At 39.7% G+C, this 17,394-nt stretch carries 10 protein-coding genes; 6 read left to right on the top strand and 4 right to left on the bottom strand.

Annotation, left to right across the window (positions count from 1 at the left end):
- The first annotated feature begins 6 nt into the window (after positions 1-6).
- From JCM15092_RS10395 to JCM15092_RS10405, 3 genes are read left to right on the top strand one after another with little or no spacing between them, the layout of a single operon-like run.
- Positions 7-3,087, top strand: coding sequence for an efflux RND transporter permease subunit (locus tag JCM15092_RS10395; RefSeq protein WP_024994605.1), 3,081 nt, complete (start codon positions 7-9; stop codon positions 3,085-3,087).
- The gene (locus JCM15092_RS10400) at positions 3,074-4,558 is read left to right on the top strand and encodes a TolC family protein (RefSeq protein ID WP_024994606.1); all 1,485 of its coding nucleotides are present in this window, start codon (positions 3,074-3,076) and stop codon (positions 4,556-4,558) included. The genes JCM15092_RS10395 and JCM15092_RS10400 overlap by 14 nt, the downstream gene beginning before the upstream one ends.
- A complete protein-coding gene (locus JCM15092_RS10405; RefSeq protein WP_024994607.1) occupies positions 4,555-7,737 on the top strand; it encodes an efflux RND transporter permease subunit in 3,183 nt (1,060 codons plus the stop codon). Before JCM15092_RS10400 ends, JCM15092_RS10405 begins: the two co-directional genes overlap by 4 nt.
- A gap of 148 nt (positions 7,738-7,885) precedes the next feature.
- Here JCM15092_RS10405 and JCM15092_RS10410 read toward each other — a convergent pair whose 3' ends face one another.
- Positions 7,886-9,775: an SLC13 family permease gene (locus JCM15092_RS10410; protein ID WP_024994608.1), complete on the bottom strand. Its 1,890-nt coding sequence runs from the start codon at positions 9,773-9,775 to the stop codon at positions 7,886-7,888.
- A 315-nt stretch (positions 9,776-10,090) separates the two neighbouring features.
- Here JCM15092_RS10410 and JCM15092_RS10415 point away from each other — a divergent pair, with 315 nt between their 5' ends.
- On the top strand, positions 10,091-10,555 hold the full coding sequence (locus JCM15092_RS10415; protein WP_024994609.1) for a TspO/MBR family protein: 465 nt from the start codon (positions 10,091-10,093) through the stop codon (positions 10,553-10,555).
- Positions 10,556-10,619: 64 nt separating this feature from the next.
- Here the strand turns inward: JCM15092_RS10415 and JCM15092_RS10420 are convergent, their stop codons facing one another.
- From JCM15092_RS10420 to rsmA, 3 genes are all read right to left on the bottom strand, one after another.
- Entirely contained in the window at positions 10,620-12,449 is a 1,830-nt protein-coding gene (locus JCM15092_RS10420; protein ID WP_024994610.1) for a DUF349 domain-containing protein, read from the bottom strand.
- 134 nt (positions 12,450-12,583) lie between these two features.
- A complete protein-coding gene (gene mgtE / locus JCM15092_RS10425) occupies positions 12,584-13,927 on the bottom strand; it encodes a magnesium transporter (RefSeq protein WP_024994611.1) in 1,344 nt (447 codons plus the stop codon).
- 7 nt (positions 13,928-13,934) lie between these two features.
- Positions 13,935-14,723, bottom strand: coding sequence for a 16S rRNA (adenine(1518)-N(6)/adenine(1519)-N(6))-dimethyltransferase RsmA (rsmA, locus tag JCM15092_RS10430; protein ID WP_024994612.1), 789 nt, complete (start codon positions 14,721-14,723; stop codon positions 13,935-13,937).
- Between the two features lie 113 nt (positions 14,724-14,836).
- Here rsmA and JCM15092_RS10435 point away from each other — a divergent pair, with 113 nt between their 5' ends.
- A complete protein-coding gene (locus JCM15092_RS10435; RefSeq protein WP_148296645.1) occupies positions 14,837-15,847 on the top strand; it encodes a lysylphosphatidylglycerol synthase transmembrane domain-containing protein in 1,011 nt (336 codons plus the stop codon).
- Complete coding sequence (locus JCM15092_RS10440; RefSeq protein ID WP_024994614.1) at positions 15,844-17,301, top strand: aminoacyl-histidine dipeptidase; 1,458 nt, start codon at positions 15,844-15,846, stop codon at positions 17,299-17,301. Before JCM15092_RS10435 ends, JCM15092_RS10440 begins: the two co-directional genes overlap by 4 nt.
- The last annotated feature ends 93 nt before the right edge of the window (positions 17,302-17,394 follow it).

Here is a 17,394-nt window from a genome sequence, read left to right on the forward strand (position 1 = left end):
TGTGATATGGTAAAATTTCTATTACAACGTCCGATTGCCGTGCTGATGGCATTTACCGCCTTCTTCATAATCGGATTGGTAACATATTTCACGCTTCCTGTTTCATTGTTGCCTGACATTGCGATACCGCAGATAACTGTACAGGTCAGCGGTGACAATACATCAGCACGTGAACTTGAGAACACTGTAGTGGCACCTGTACGCAGACAATTACTGCAGGTCGCAGGTTTACGACAGATAAGCAGTGAGATAAGGGACGGAGCAGGAGTGATACGCATGGAATTTGACTTCGGTGTGAACACCGACCTTGCCTTCATTGAGGTGAACGAGAAAATCGATGCTGTGATGAACTATCTGCCCAAGGAGATTGCACGTCCCAAGGCAATAAAGGCAAGTGCTACAGATATACCTGTGTTGTATCTGAACATGACACTCAAGGGGGACAGACCTTATTCCGCTACCAATGAAAAAGAATTCCTTGATATGTGCAACCTTGCCGAGAATGTAGTGAAGAGACGTATCGAACAGCTGCCCGAAGTGGCAATGGCTGACATGACAGGAGTACCAAGTCGTGTGCTCCAGATCGTTCCCGACAAGGAGAAACTTGCAATGACCGACATCAGTATAGAAGATATTGAAAATGCCCTTTCCTCGAATAATGTGGAACCAGGAAGCATGCTTGTACGTGACGGTTATTATGAATATAATATAAGAATATCATCCATGCTCAGGACAGCTGATGATGTAAAAAACATATTCATACGTAAGGGAGAGAGGATGATGCAGCTCAAGGACCTATGCTCTGTGGATATAACAACACAGAAAGAGACAGGACGCTCCCTCTTCAACGGCAGACGGGCAGTGACACTTGCGGTAATCAAGCAGAGCAATGAGAACATGGACAGAATGAAGGAGAAACTCAGTGAGACCACTGATTATCTCTCCTCTGTATATCCGGACGTAGAGTTCAGCGTGAGCCGAAATCAGACTGACCTTCTCGACTATACCATCAGCAATCTGCAGCAGAACCTTTCCTTAGGATTCCTGTTGATATTCATAGTTGCCGTGCTCTTCCTGGGTGACGTACGTTCACCACTGCTAATAGGAATAAGCATGGTCACGTCCATAGTGATCACATTCTTCCTCTTTTATCTGTGTCATATATCACTGAATGTCATATCATTGTCAGGACTGATACTTGCCGTTGGTATGATGATAGACAGTGCCATAATAGTAACGGAGAACATATCACAATACCGTGAAAAAGGATATTCACTGAAACGTTCATGCGCCATTGGCACTACCGAGATGATTACTCCTATGCTAAGCTCCTCACTGACTACGATTGCCGTATTCGTTCCGCTGATATTTATGAGCGGTATTGCTGGAGCTATATTCATGGACCAGGCATTCTCAATAACCGCAGGACTCATGATATCGTATATTACAGGTATCATGCTGGTACCTGTACTATATCTCATATTCTACAGGACAGGAATCAGACGTAAAGGATTCCTTAATGTACGTTTTGATAATATATTCAGGAATGAATGGCTTGAGAGATTCTATGACAACGGTTGTAACTGGGTGTTCTCACACAAGACTGTATGTATGATTACAACCGCCGTTACAATCCCTCTGTGTGTGCTGCTGTTCGTCATCATGCAGAAGTCACGTATGCCTGAGATTGACTACAACGAGCTTGTGGCACGCGTGGAGTGGAACGAGAATATTAATGTGGAGGAGAATAACAGAAGGGTTGAGAAAATAGAGGAACAGATATATTCAATGGTAAGGGAACATTCTGCATCAATCGGTGTGCAGGACTATATACTTGATGGCGGCAATGACATGTCGTCTTCCGAGTGCGAGCTATATTTCAGAACTGGAAATCCAGATGAGATAGCACCATTAAAAAAGAAAATTGAGAATGGCATACACGGCAGCTATCCGCTAGCCAAGGTCACTTTTTCTCCTCCCCAGACGATATTCGAAAAACTGTTTGTCACTGCTCAGGCAGACATAGTAGCACAGCTTCATACATCCGACAGGAGTCGTGCTCCTGAAGCACAGGAACTAAGAAAACTTGAGGGAGAGATATCCAGGACAGCAGGTGTCACGGCAGAGGAAATAGCCTTCAGCAATCAGCTCGGTATTATTGTGGACCGCGAGAGACTACTTCTGTACGCTGTGTCATATGATGAGGTTACAAGAACCATCCGTACAGCATTCAAGGAGAATTATGTGTCAACCCTGCATTCATACCAGCAGTGCCTTCCTATAAGCATAGCGGGTGAGCAGATGAGTGTTAACTCGATACTTGAGAATACCATGGTGAAAACGATAGCAGATGGCAGCGGCAATTACAGCTATATACCGCTGAAGAGTCTTGTAAAGGTAATACCTTCAGAGGATCTCAAGAACATAACTGCTGGAAAGAACGGAGAGTACATACCACTGAATTTCTACAATGTAAAGGATGCAGACAGACTCACTGAGAATATACGCAAGGCAGTAAATGCTGACAAGAACTGGGAGGTTGACTTCTCCGGCAGTTTCTTCGACAACGAGAAAATGATGGGAGAGCTCGTGGTGATACTTATGGTATCACTTCTTTTGATGTACTTCATACTGTGTGCCCAGTTCGAAAGCTTTCTCCAGCCGCTCATCGTACTTCTTGAGATTCCGATAGACACCGCATTCGCTCTTGCAGCACTGCTTATTTTCGGTCATACCCTGAACCTTATGTCGGCAATAGGTATAATAGTGACATGCGGTATAGTGGTCAACGATTCAATTTTAAAACTCGATACGATAAATGAACTGCGAAAAGGTGGCATGCCACTGCTTGAAGCAATACATACCGCAGGAAGGCGCAGGCTCAGGGCAATAATAATGACATCGCTTACAACCATCTTTGCAATGGTACCGCTACTATTCACATCCGACATAGGCTCTGAGATGCAGAGACCATTGTCTATTGCCATGATTGGTTCCATGAGCATAGGTACTCTTGTAAGCCTTTTTATCATACCGCTAATATATTGGTTCATATACAGAAAACATGATGTCAATGAAATACATTAGGATAATACTCATGGGACTCATCGTCCCTGTATTAATGTCGGCACAGCGCAAGGTACGCCTTGACCTAAACCGCACGATAGAGATGGCAGCCAAGAACTCACTCTCGGCTTTCAGATACCAGAACCTGTACCTTACAGGATACTGGGAGTACAGGACATACAGAGCAAACCGTCTGCCAAGCCTGACGCTAGACATTACTCCAGCAAGATATTACCGCTATATCACACAGAGATACGATTCGGAAAATAACTTGGATGTTTACAGGGAACAGCAGATGTTCAGTGCCTCCGGATCAATGAATATAAAGCAGAACTTAGACATTACGGGAGGTACATTTTATATAGACTCGGAACTAGACTTCATGCGCAACTTCGGCGATACAAGGTCGACGCAATACTCCACTATCCCCGTGCGTATCGGTTATCAGCAGAGCCTTCTGGGATATAACGCATTCAAATGGGACAGGAAGATAGAACCCCTTAAATTTGAGAAGGCAAAGAGACAGCTACTCTACAACATGGAGAGCGTGTCGGAAAATGCCGTGACATGTTTCTTCAATCTAGCAATGGCACAGGCAGATATGAAACTGGCCAAGGAGAACGTTTCCTCTAGTGACACACTATATGCCTTGGGGTTACAGCGACATAAGATAGCTGCCATATCACAGGCCGATCTTCTTACATTGAAACTTGACAAGGTAAATGCACACAACACACTTGAGAATGCTAGGATAGCACTGAAGAGGGCAATGTTCTCACTTGCATCCTTCCTCGACCTTGACAAGAACACGGAGATAGAGCTTGACATTCCGGCACATCTGCCAGGTAAGATGATATCCGTCGACGATGCACTTCTCAGGGCGAAGGAGAACAACCCTACATACCTTGAACAGAGACAGAACATACTCGAGGCTGAGCAGACAGTTGACAGGACAAAGAAGGAATCACATTTCGATGCGAGTTTCAATGCCAGCATAGGATTCAATCAGGTAGCCGACAAGATAGGAAACGCATACAGGAATCCGCTGCAGCAGGACCTCGTATCGGTTAGTGTATCAATTCCGCTTATCGACTGGGGCGTGAGAAAAGGAAAACATAATATGGCACGCAACAACCTGAATGTCATCAGGACTACTGCAAGGCAGGAAGAACTTAGCGTGGAAGAGGATGTGGTAATGACAGTGAACGATTTCAACGTTCAGCAGAATCTCATCGGCAGCGCCGAGGAAGCACTTGACATAGCAATAACGGCATACGACCAGACACGCCAGAGGTTTATTATAGGCAAGGCTGACATAAACAGTCTTACACTGTCACTCAACAGACAGCAGGAAGCGCAGAAGAACTATATTTCATCGCTTAAGAACTACTGGCTGAGCTATTACAAGATACGCAGACTGACACTGCATGACTTTGAATCTGGATTCTCTCTTTCAGACAAGTTTGTCTTCAATCATGGAATATCCAGATGACAGGTATGAATAAAATATCATCATTCACGCTGATAGTGACATTCGTATGCCTCTCCCTTATAGGAGCGGCATTCATACCCATGCTAACTGTCAAGCTTGCCCCGTCACGCAACCTTCCCGGACTAAGTATAAGTTTCTCAATGCCGGGCAACTCATCAAGAGTGATAGAGATGGAGGTTACAGGGAAGCTGGAGGGAATGATGTCAAGGGTGAAAGGTATAAGGAAGATTACCTCGACATCCGACAACGGTAGCGGACAGATAGACCTTGAACTTGACAGACATGCCGACATAGAGGTGGCACGCTTTGAGGTATCCACCATAATAAGACAGGTATGGCCACAACTACCCGAAGGTGTGAGCTATCCTCAGATATCTACGAGACGTTCGGATGACAAGTCTGCCAGACCATTCATCACATATACCATCAATGCTCCGTCAAGTCCCTATCTTATACAGAAATATGCCGAGGAGAACATCAAACCGGCTCTCTCTTCACTGAAAGGAATCTACAAGATAGACCTTAAAGGAGCCACACCTATGGAGTGGAAACTAGAGTATGATACCGACCAGCTCAGGCGTCTGGGCGTAGAACTATCCGATATTCAGGTGGCAATTAACCAGAACTATGAGGGTGAGTTCATCGGTATATGTCCGGTCGATAACGGAACAGGAAAGGATGAATGGATAAGGGTGGTACGCAAGTCATCTGACAATGAAAAGGAATTCAATCCTGAAAGAGTGAGTATCAGGAACAGGAACGGTGATATCATAACCCTTGACAAGCTGATAAAGGTACGTCATCAGGAGCAGGACCCGCAAGATTACTACAGGATTAACGGACTGAATTCGATCTACATGAACATTACGGCCGATGAGACAGCAAACCAGCTGAAACTGAGCGGAAAGGTCAGGGAGAAGATGCAGGAACTTGAAATGAAAATGCCAGGAGGGTATGAGGTACATATAGGATATGATGCGACTGAATATATACAGAGAGAACTTGACAAGATATACTTCCGTACGGGACTGACAATACTTATCCTGCTGCTGTTCGTCGCACTTATAACGATGAATCTTCGATATCTCTTCCTGATAGTGACAAGCCTTGTTGCAAATATTCTTGTGGCAACGATATTCTACTATCTGTTCGGACTTGAGATGCAGCTCTATTCATTGGCAGGCATAACCATATCACTGAACCTTGTCATAGACAATACTATAGTGATGACCGACCATATAGTGCACCGCAGGAACCTTAAGGCGTTCACGTCAGTACTCGCTGCGACTCTTACAACCATTGGTGCCCTTGTTATCATATTCTTCCTCGATGAGAAAATACGCCTTAACCTTCAGGACTTTGCCGCAGTGGTAATAATAAACCTTGTTGTTTCACTTTTCGTGGCTCTTTTATTCGTACCGTCAATGATAGAAAGGACAGGTTTTGCAAAAAGAAAAAAGAAATGGACAGGAAAGAGGTTGAGGTTTATCCCTGCCATGTCATTGAAACGTATTACGGTATATATCACACATCTCTATCAGAGGATGATATGTAATTTGATCCGTTTCCGTGTTGCTACAGTCATACTCCTGGTGCTTACCTTCGGAATTCCTGTATTCATGTTGCCAGAAAAGTTGGAGGGTGAGGGTAAGATGGCATTGTTGTATAACAAGGTTTTTGATAATGATGTTTACCGCGATAAAATAAAGTCCGTGAGCGACAAAGTTTTGGGCGGCAGCCTGCGTCTGTTCGTTGAGAATGTATATAATGGAAGCTATTTCAACCGTGATGAAGGAGAGGTTGTACTATCTGTATCTACCTCACTGCCCAATGGGAGCACTATGGAACAGATGGATGTGCTGGTAAGGAAAATGGAAGCCTATCTGACGGAATTCAAAGAGATAAGACAGTTTCAGACCAGTATATACAATGCACGTCAGGCACTCATACAGATATATTTCAACAGGAAAGACCAGAGAGGATCATTCCCATACATCCTTAAATCCAACATAATCAGCAAAGCATTGACTCTTGGTGGTGGTAGTTGGAGCGTATATGGTCTGGAAGATCAGGGATTCAGCAATGACGTACGTGAGAATGCTGGCAGTTTCAGGGTAAGGATGTACGGATACAACTACGATGAGCTGACCCAATATGCTGACAATCTTAAGAGTATCCTGCTCACTCACCGAAGGATAAAGGAGGTTACGGTCGGTGCAGAGTTTTCATGGTGGAAGGATGACTACAGTGAATTCTTCCTCAAATTCAATAAAATGCGCATGGCACAGGAAAGGGTGACAGCATCACAGCTATTTGCTGCGCTGCGTCCAATATTCGGAAAGGATATATATTGTGGCAACGTTATATACGATAATCAGTCGGAAGCACTCAAACTCTCATCCAAGCAGTCAGACGAATATGATGTTTGGGGACTTTCAAACATTCCCATCACAATAAGTGAGCATACATATAAGCTGTCCGATCTTGCAACTGTGGAGAAAGGTCAGTCACCACAGAAAGTTATCAAGGAGGACCAACAGTATGTTATATGTCTGCAATATGAATATATAGGCTCATCGGAACAGGGTAAAAAGATTCTCAAGGAAGACCTGGAGAAATTCAACAGGACACTGCCAATGGGTTACGGAGCTAAGGATGAAGAGAGCTACTGGTCATGGAATGATGAGGACAAGAGCCAGTACGGACTTCTGCTGGTGGTGATAACCATCATATTTTTCACAACGGCAATACTCTTCAACTCTGTCAAGCAACCACTGGCCATAATATTCATAATACCGGTATCGTATATCGGGGTATTCCTGACCTTCTATCTATTCGATTTAAATTTCGACCAGGGAGGTTTTGCATCATTCATACTGCTCTGTGGTATAACCGTCAATGCAAGCATCTATATACTGAATGAATACAACTCCATACGAAAACGTTATATTAGGTTATCTCCTTTGAGGGCATACACCAAGGCATGGAATACGAAGATCATCCCTATATTCCTTACAGTAGTTTCTACCATATTGGGCTTCATTCCTTTCATGGTAGGAGAGGGAAAAGAGGCATTCTGGTTTCCTCTTGCTGCAGGAACGATAGGCGGACTTGTTGCTTCGGTCATCGGGATTTTCATATTCCTGCCTCTGTTTTCATTGAAAAAAGATAAACATTAGGTTAATATATATTGAAGCTCAATGAAATAGGATATTTCTATTCACTAATATATAGAGTATAAATATATCGGCATTGATTATTTAAACTTACTTTTTCTAATCTATTTTTTGTATATACTATGGCTGAAATTTGTAACAGAATAAAGTCTTAGAATGGGAACAATAACGGAAGCAAGAATATCATAACAATACCAAGTATTATTTGGAGTGGGAGACCAACCTTTATATAATCCATAAATGTGTATTGTCCTGCCGAGAGCACCATTGCATTAGGTGGAGTAGAGAATGGAGAAGCCAAACACATTGATGCTGCTACTGTAACTGCGAAAAGAAATGATACGGGACTTACGCCTATACCAATGGCACACTGAAGGGCAATAGGTGCCATCAGCAGGGCTGTTACGGAATTACTTATAAAGATGGTCATTGTTGATGTTGCAAAGTATATTGCTGCAAGGGCCATATATGGGCTGCTTGCTCCGAAACTACCGACTATATAATCGGCTACCATGGTAGACACTCCTGTTTTTTCTAGTGCTGTAGACATAGGAAGCATAGATGCAAATAGTATAATTGTTGGCCAGTTTATAGTTTTATAAGCAGCATCCATACTTCGTACACATCCTGTAACTACCATCAGTATTGAAGCCAAAAGGACTGCTGTAACAGGTGCTATAGGTATTGAATCGAACACCATGGAAACAATCATAGCTACCATGATAGCTCCAGCTATAGGAGCTTTATAATCTAAGGTAACTTTTGCAGCCTCATTCAGCGGACGGCCAAGGACGACCCAGTTATTCGACTCATCACTAAGACGTGAGATATCTTTCCATTCTCCCTGAATGAGAAGGATATCACCTTCATGTATCTTCTGATCTGCTATATTATTCAGGATTATGTCATGATTGCCTCTTCTAATGCCAAGTACATTGATGTTAAACTTACTGCGGAATCCTGTTTCTGATACTTTTCTGTTATTCATTGATGAGGATTGCATGATAAGGATCTCAGCTATACCTATATCATAAAAATTGAGTTCAGGATTGCTGTGCCCCTCTATTTCATCTGTATGGACATCAAGTAGCTTGCATGTATACTCATTGGCAAACGTCTGGATCATCTCTATATCACCTGATAGGTAGAGGATGTCTCCTTGTTGTAGAACAAGAGAGGTAGATGCCAATTGCTGATTAACAGTTCTCACAAACATATTATTGCCTGAGCTACGGCGTAACTCCATGACATTGATGCCATATCTGCGATATACATCAAGGTCGACTATAGTTTTCCCTATGGCTTGTGAAGGAGTATCTAACTGTACTCTGAATAGGTTTTCTGTCAATCCATACTCTTTGACCAACTGATTTAAAGACTTTCCACCAGATTTCTTTTTCCCTTGTTTTTCTTTAGAAGTCAAGAACCATTTTGTCACTGGCAGAAGATATAATACTCCTACTAAAAGTACAACTATTCCCACCGGTAGGAATGTAAAGAATGATATCTCTTGAAAAACCGGCTTCCCTTGTTCGGCAAGTGAAAGGTTATAATTATGTAATACCTCTTGTATAATCATATTAGGAGGAGTACCAATCAGCGTCATCATACCTCCCATACTACTAGCAAAAGCAAGAGGTATTAGAAGCCTGCGTGATGATGTGTCTGCATATGCTGCCATACTTACAACAATAGGAAGCATTAAGGCTACTGTTCCGGTATTACTTACAAAAGCTCCGATAAAAGAGGTAACAAGCATTACGAGAATAAATAGCTTTGATTCACTTGTTCCTGCTAGTTTAATTATGCGGCTACCAATCATCTTTGCCAGCCCGGTCTGGAAAATACCTCCTCCGACAATAAACAGACCAATCATCATGATTACGACTGTATTCGAGAAACCGGCTAATCCTTCGGCAGGTGTTAATACTTGAGCTAAAAGCAAAACTATGAGAGAACAAATGGCAACAAGGTCTGAACGGACCTTGCCACTGACAAATAATATCGCAGAAATTAATAGTACTATAAGGGTAATTAGCATAATATGTTTTTATGATTTATACAAAAATAGCAATTTTCTGCCAAATTTCCTCCTCTCTAGTACGACCGTAATGATATATTTGATTATAATCTATTAAGCTACATTGATAATTAATCATTATGTAATTTGTTTTATTGCAATCATTTGTATTATTTAGTCCTATCAAAATTTATATTCAGAAATATGATAAGCATAGTTTTACAATAAAACAATAGAAGGCTGTTGATATAACATCTTGATTGATTTGCTTCTCACTAAATTTAGACCTTTTGCCTATTTGTATTTGTTATATATTAAACCAAATATCTGTATAATATGAAAGCATGGATAATCTCTTCTCTATCAATTATATTCTGTTTGATAATAGGATTTATCTCAAGTATGTTTCAGACAGAATCTATGATTTCTTGGTATCCCACACTTGAGAAATCAGTTCTTACTCCTCCTGGTTTTGTATTTCCTATTGTCTGGACTTTACTATATATCTGCATTGGTATCTCACTTGCTTATATCCTATTACAAAAGCCTGAGAAAAAGTTTGTATTGGTATTTTTATGGTCTTCCCAGATTCTGTTTAATTTCTTGTGGAGTATTTTATTCTTTTATATGAAGAGTCCTTTGCTGGGATTTATAGATATAATCTTACTTGACATCGTGGTTATTCTTTTTATTATCTGCAGTTTTAAACCATCTAAGGTATCGTCAGTACTGTTTATACCATATTTGGTATGGCTTGTTTTAGCAACATATCTGAATGGCTATGTAATGTTGAATAACTGATTGTTTATAGATAAAAAATGGAGCAGATAATTATCTGCTCCATTTTAAATTCATATAGTATGATTTATTGATTATCTTCTTTATCGATCTCTTCCTGAATAGATCTGTCAATAATATCAATCTTTTCAAGTATAAGATCAAGATCTGATCTAAGCTTTTCAACTTTACGATTCATCTCTGTCAGCAATGAACTACCTTTCTTTGATGAACTTGATAAGAATCCAAGATTATTTTCATAAGTCTGAAGATCATTTTTCAAGTTTTCGTATTGGCGGCTCAACTTCTCCCTTTCTCTATACAAGTTAGATTCTTTATTGTTTATTGAGTTTTTAAAGCTGCTCAACTTCTTTTGCGAAGATGATATGTTCAATTTAGTAAAGAGCTTGTCAATAATATCGTGATATTTATTATATAACTTGTCTTTCTCTTTAAATGGAACATGCCCAACATTGCTCCATTCTTTTATAAGACCTTTTATTGTTTCTTCATCACTCTCTTCAGCAACCTCTTTTGCATTGATAGCATTAAGCTTTTCTATAATCTCTTTCTTAAGTTCCAAATTGGTTATCTCAACTGAATGTTTAGATGAACTATTCTTATTCTTTTCAGCAAAGAAATAATCGCAAGCAGAGATGAAACGTTTCCAAATAGCATCTGATTGCTTCTTTGGAACTGGTCCTACGCTCTTCCACTCTTTCTGGAGATTAGTAAGTAATGCAGCAGTCTCTTTCCAATCAGTGCTATCTTTAAGAACTTCTGCTTTTTCACACAATTCTTTCTTCTTCTCGAGATTGTTTGACATGTTTTCTTTTAAGCCCTTGAAGAATTCACCTTTCTTAGAGAAGAACTCATCGCAAGCTGTTCTGAAACGCTCGAAAATTTTAACATTCATCTTCTGTGGAGCGTATCCTATGGTTTTCCATTTAGCCTGAAGTGCAAGTATTTCCTGAGTCTTATTATCCCAATCTTGGAAAGTCTTGAAACTATCGTACTCCATGCTCTCTACTATTTCACAAATAACTGTCTTTTCATCGAGATTTCTCTGCTCTTTCTCTTTCAACTCATCGAAGTGCTGTTGATGTCTTTTGTTTACTGCTGTAGAAGCAGTCTTGAATCTATTCCACACATCTTCTCTTAAATCTTTAGAAACAGGTCCTGTCTCACGGAATTCTTGATGTAGTTTTTGGAGTTGGTGGAAAGCAGAAATAACATCCTCTTCGTCTTCAAGTTTCTCGGCAGCTTCACAAAGGTGTAGCTTAATTTCAAGGTTTTTCTTGAAGTCGTATTCTCTAAATTCGTTGTTTAGCTTAATGATATCGTAGATTTTCTCAACATATATCTGATAGCTATTCCATATCTCATTAGACTTAGCTTGTGGAATACCCTTTATTTCATTCCACTCTTGCTGCAGTTTCTTTAATTCGTTATATGCTCTGTTAGAGTCTTCTGTAGATTCAGACAAGACTTTCAACTTCTCAATAATTTCAAGTTTTCTTCTAAGGTTTTCTTCCTTGTCTTTATCTTCCACTGCTAACATTTCATTTCTTTTCTCTTTTATAGAACTCATGATCTCTTTGAACTGATTCTCATAATCATTGGCCACCATTTTGTAAGACTCTGGAGCACCACCAGCTTCCAGATACTCTTTATAGAGGGTGTCTTGATTATACTTAAGAGTTTTGTAAAAAGATTGTTTCAATTGATTCAGCTCTGATTTGTCAGCGTTGCATGGATCATTGTTAATCTCTTTTAACCTCTCAATAATTTTTTCCATTTTCTGTTTAACATCAAGCACAGGAGTTTCCTCTTCTGCTGTAATAGGAGAGACCGATGTTTCTGGAGCTTTATCTTCAGGAACCTCGGTTAAAGAATCATTAATTTCATTAGAGTCCATCATATAGAATTTTTAGAGTAAAATATCGTTAATGCAATTATATTAAAATACAAATTAAATAAAATTAATTATTAAATTGCAATTAATATCTTTTTTTTTTAATATGGGACGAAATAACTAATGATCCTCTGCTGTTAAGATAAAAGAACAGTTATACTCATATAAACTAGCATTCCTATGATGTCGTTGGTTATGGAAATAAATGGTCCGGTAGCTATTGCAGGATCAATTTTCAGCCTGTCCAAAGTCATAGGAACGAGCGTTCCGAAAATTGAAGCGAACATAACTACAGCAAACAAACTTATAGAAACGGAGTATGATATAGTATTATTTGCACCGAATCGTACAAAATTGTATATGTAGACGAGCATTGATATAATTGTTGCATTGATAAGTGCAACGATGGCCTCTTTAATGATCTGTTTCCAGGTATTAGAGGAATCCAGAGAACTATTGGCTAGGCCTTGAACAACAATAGCTGAAGACTGTGTTCCTACATTACCACCTGTACCGCCGATTAATGGAATATAGAGTGCCATTTCAGGGTGCATAGCAAAAGTGCTGTCGAAATTACCTAAAATCATTGAGTTACCTATTCCGCCTATCATACCGATAAGAAGCCAAGGTAGTCGAGCTGTTGTTTGCCTCATAAGTGAGTCGTCAGTCTCTACATCCTGAGAAAGACCTGAAGCCAACTGATAATCTCTTTCAGCCTGTTCACGTACCTCATCCATAACGTCATCGACAGTGATTCTTCCAACCAAGCGTCCTATACTGTCAACAACAGGTACGGCAACAAGGTCATATTTCTCGATAAGCTGTACTACCTCCTCAATTTTAGTATCAACATGAGCAGAAATAGGATCTTTCTTCATCACATGCTTCACTTTAGAAACAGAGGGACTTGTAATCATCTTTTTGAGAGGGAATACACCTCTTAATCTTTCATCATCATCAACTACATAGACATAATAAATCTCGTCCATCTCTTCAGCTTGTAGCCTCATCTCTTTGAGGCATTCGGGCATACTCCAGTTTTCGTTTACGACAACCATTTCTGTACCCATCAAACCACCGGCAGTATTCTCATCATATTTAAGCAGGTCGACGATATCTCCCGCCTGCTCAATATCTTCAATGTGAGATAGAATCTCTTCCTGCTTTTCTTCATCCATTTCTCTGATGATATCAACAGCATCATCAGTATCCATGTAGTCTACGAATTTCTTGGCAATAGTTTCGGAAGGAAGAAGATCAAGAAACCTCTTTCTAGCATCTTCGTCCATTTCAATGAGGACATCGGCAGCAGTCTCATTATCTAAAAGAAGATAAATGAACCTGGCATCTTCTGTATCCAAATCATTACAAAGTTCAGCTATATCGGCAGGATGTAGCCCATTTAATAATTCTTTTACATTCTCAGAATCCTTATCCTCAATAAGTGATTTTACTTTGTCTTCAATCTCTTCCTTATTCATCGCAAAACTATTTGTTCTTTAAAGCATCCTCTACTCTGTTTGTTAATTCTACGAACTGCTCTACTGACAGCTGTTCAGGCCTTTTGTTGAATATCGGGTCTGCACTTAATGGATTTTGCTTGTCTAATATAGATGATATAGAATTACGTAATGTCTTTCTTCTTTGATTGAATGTTGTCTTTACTATCAGTTTGAATAGTTTTTCATTGCATCCCAAATCGGTAGTTTCATTTCGAGTCATTCTGATGACTGCGCTTTTAACCTTTGGAGGAGGGTTGAAAACATGCTCGTGTACAGTGAAGAGATATTCTACTTTATACCATGCCTGAATTAGGATGCTGAGAATACCATAGGTCTTGCTGCCTGGTCCGGCTGCAATTCTCTCTGCTACCTCTTTTTGTATCATTCCGGTACAGCAAGGAATCAGATCTTTGTAATCAAGCATCTTGAAGAATATCTGACTTGAGATGTTATATGGATAATTACCTGTGAGTACAAATGGATTATTGTCGAATATTTTATCAAGTTCCATCTTCAAAAAGTCACTTTCAATTATGTCTTCTTGAAGCTGAGGATAGTTCTCTTTAAGATAATCTACGGATTCGAAGTCTAGTTCTACAACTTTAACTTTTCTTCCTTTCTGAACGAGGTATTGAGTAAGTACTCCCATACCGGGACCAACTTCCAAAATAGGTAGGGATGGGCATGAGTCGACTGTATCTGCTATGTCTTTTGCAATATTCAAATCTTTGAGAAAATGCTGACCTAGAAATTTTTTCGGTTTTACTAATCCCATTGTTATATTTTATTTCATTAATAAATAGTTTTATTTCGCTAAGATAGTATCTTTGCAGGCAACAAAGGTAATTATTATAACGATAAAAAATTACTATAAAATTTTATATCTGAATAAATTTTGTGAGAATCAAGTATAAAAAAATAATTAGTAAGGCGCTACAAATTGTATTCCCCATAGTTTTAGGTGGAATAATTTTGGTATACATGTATCAAGGCTTTAATTTTGATCGTGTATGGGAAGTGCTTAAGGATGACATGAATTATTGGTGGATGTTCTTGTCATTAGTATTTGGAGTATTAAGTCATGTCTTTCGTGGAATGAGGTGGAAACTGACTTTGGCACCTCTTAATGAATATCCAAAGACCTCCAATTGTGTCAATTCAATTTTCATTTCGTATGCAGCCAATCTTGTAATTCCACGTGTTGGAGAGATTTCACGATGTGGCGTATTGGCGAAATATGATAATGTATCATTTGCAAAGTCACTTGGAACAGTAGTTACGGAGAGACTTATTGATACATTATGTGTTGTTATAATTACAGCTGTGGCTGTACTTATGCAGACTAATATCTTTCTGACCTTCTTTACAAAGACGGGAACAAAATCGGATGTTATTGAGAGTATCTTGTCATCATCCAATTTCTATATTACGTTGGCTTGTATTGTTGCCATATTTGTACTCTTTTACTTTTTGGTAAAGAACGTAGCTATGTTTGCCAAGATAAAAGGTATAATCAGCAATATCTGGTTAGGCATAATCTCTTTGAAGGATGTAAAGAATATCAATCTGTTTATACTATACACAGTAGCAATATGGGCATCTTACTTCTTCCAGTTTTATCTCTCTTTCTTCTGCTTTGACTTCTCTAGTAATTTGAGCATTATGGCAGGACTTGTGATGTTTGCTGTTGGAAGTATTGCTGTCGTTGTACCAACTCCTAATGGTGCCGGCCCTTGGCATTTTGCTGTTATAACAATGATGGTACTTTATGGAGTGGGCAAGGAGGATTCAGGAATTTTTGCACTTTTAGTGCATGGTATACAAACGTTTTTGCTAATTTTGTTAGGTATCTATGGATTGGTGGCACTGCCACTTACAAATAAAAATAAAAAATTATGAGTACAATTCTTTCATTGGCTCCACAAAATGTGTGGAAACACTTCTATTCATTGACTCAGGTACCTCGTCCATCAGGGCATCTAGAGAAGATTCAGAAGTTTCTTTTAGACTTTGGAAAAAGTATTGGCGTGGAAACTCTTCTGGATGAAGCGGGCAATATTATCTATAAAAAACCTGCCACTGCAGGTATGGAAAACAGAAAAAAAGTTATTCTTCAGGCTCATATGGATATGGTTCCTCAGAAGAATAATGATACAGTTCACGATTTTGTAAAAGACCCTATCGAGACTTTTGTTGACGGAGAGTGGGTAAAGGCTAAAGGCACTACTCTTGGATCAGATAATGGTATGGGTGTTGCTGCTATCATGGCTGTAATGGAATCGAAAGAGATCAAACATGGTCCTATAGAGGCTTTAATCACTGCTGATGAAGAGACCGGAATGTATGGAGCTTTTGGACTGAAAGCAGGAGAACTGGACGGAGAGATTCTTCTTAATCTAGACTCTGAAGATGAGGGTGAACTATATATTGGTTGTGCCGGAGGTGAAGATCTGACAGCTACTATTCAATACAAAGAGGTAGAAACAGATCCAGAGGATATCGCTTTTAAGGTTGTTCTTAAAGGTCTTAGAGGTGGTCACTCAGGATTGGAGATTAACCAAGGTCGTGCAAACGCAAATAAGTTGATGGTTAGATTCGTAAATCAGGTTATTGCATATGATGAGGCTTGCTTGGTATCATGGAATGGTGGTAATATGCGCAATGCCATACCAAGAGAGTGCGAAGTTGTGGTTACTATACCTGCTAGCGAAGAAAATGATTTCTTGGATTACGTTAATGAGTGTGAGACTACCTGGAATGAAGAGTTCCATGCTACTGAGACTCCTATAAGTTTCAAGGCTGAAAAAGTTGAACTTCCAAAAATGATGGTCCCAGATGAGATCAGAGATAACTTAGTTGATGCCATCTACGCTTGTCACGACGGAGTAATGAGAATGATTCCTACTATCCCTGATATTGTTGAGACATCTTCAAACCTTGCTATTGTTACTATAGGTGGCGGTAAAGCAGAAATCAAGATTCTTTCTAGAAGCTCCAGAGATTCTATGAAAGATTATCTTAATACAACTCTTGAAAGCTGTTTCTCAATGGCTGGTATGGAGGTAGTTAGAAGTGGAGCATATTCCGGTTGGGAACCAAACGTTGATTCTCCAATTCTAGCTGCAATGCGTGAGTCTTACAAAGAACAATTCGGTGTAGAGCCTGCAGTCAAAGTTATTCATGCAGGATTGGAATGTGGCATCATCGGTGCTGTAATGCCAGGACTTGATATGATTTCATTTGGACCTACACTTCGTTCACCTCACTCACCTGATGAACGTTGCAATATTCCAACTGTACAGAAGTTCTATGATTTTCTTGTAGCTACTCTTGAAAATGTTCCTGTAAAATAATAGGATAGAGATAGAATAAATATAAAATATATAAATAGCAGGCCATATTTAACTCATTTTGAGATTGATATGGCCTGCTTTATTTATATAGCC

Origin of the sequence: Phocaeicola paurosaccharolyticus JCM 15092 (genome assembly GCF_000613805.1) — a bacterium.
Lineage (GTDB): Bacteria > Bacteroidota > Bacteroidia > Bacteroidales > Bacteroidaceae > Phocaeicola > Phocaeicola paurosaccharolyticus.

Excerpts from the sequence above, each read along its gene's own strand:
- JCM15092_RS10420 (WP_024994610.1), bottom strand. The coding sequence starts at position 12,449 with ATGGACTCTAATGAAATTAATGATTCTTTAACCGAGGTTCCTGAAGAT.
- JCM15092_RS10410 (WP_024994608.1), bottom strand. The coding sequence starts at position 9,775 with ATGCTAATTACCCTTATAGTACTATTAATTTCTGCGATATTATTTGTC.
- rsmA (WP_024994612.1), bottom strand. The coding sequence starts at position 14,723 with ATGGGATTAGTAAAACCGAAAAAATTTCTAGGTCAGCATTTTCTCAAA.
- mgtE (WP_024994611.1), bottom strand. The coding sequence starts at position 13,927 with ATGAATAAGGAAGAGATTGAAGACAAAGTAAAATCACTTATTGAGGAT.
- JCM15092_RS10395 (WP_024994605.1), top strand. The coding sequence starts at position 7 with ATGGTAAAATTTCTATTACAACGTCCGATTGCCGTGCTGATGGCATTT.
- JCM15092_RS10440 (WP_024994614.1), top strand. The coding sequence starts at position 15,844 with ATGAGTACAATTCTTTCATTGGCTCCACAAAATGTGTGGAAACACTTC.
- JCM15092_RS10400 (WP_024994606.1), top strand. The coding sequence starts at position 3,074 with ATGAAATACATTAGGATAATACTCATGGGACTCATCGTCCCTGTATTA.
- JCM15092_RS10405 (WP_024994607.1), top strand. The coding sequence starts at position 4,555 with ATGACAGGTATGAATAAAATATCATCATTCACGCTGATAGTGACATTC.
- JCM15092_RS10415 (WP_024994609.1), top strand. The coding sequence starts at position 10,091 with ATGAAAGCATGGATAATCTCTTCTCTATCAATTATATTCTGTTTGATA.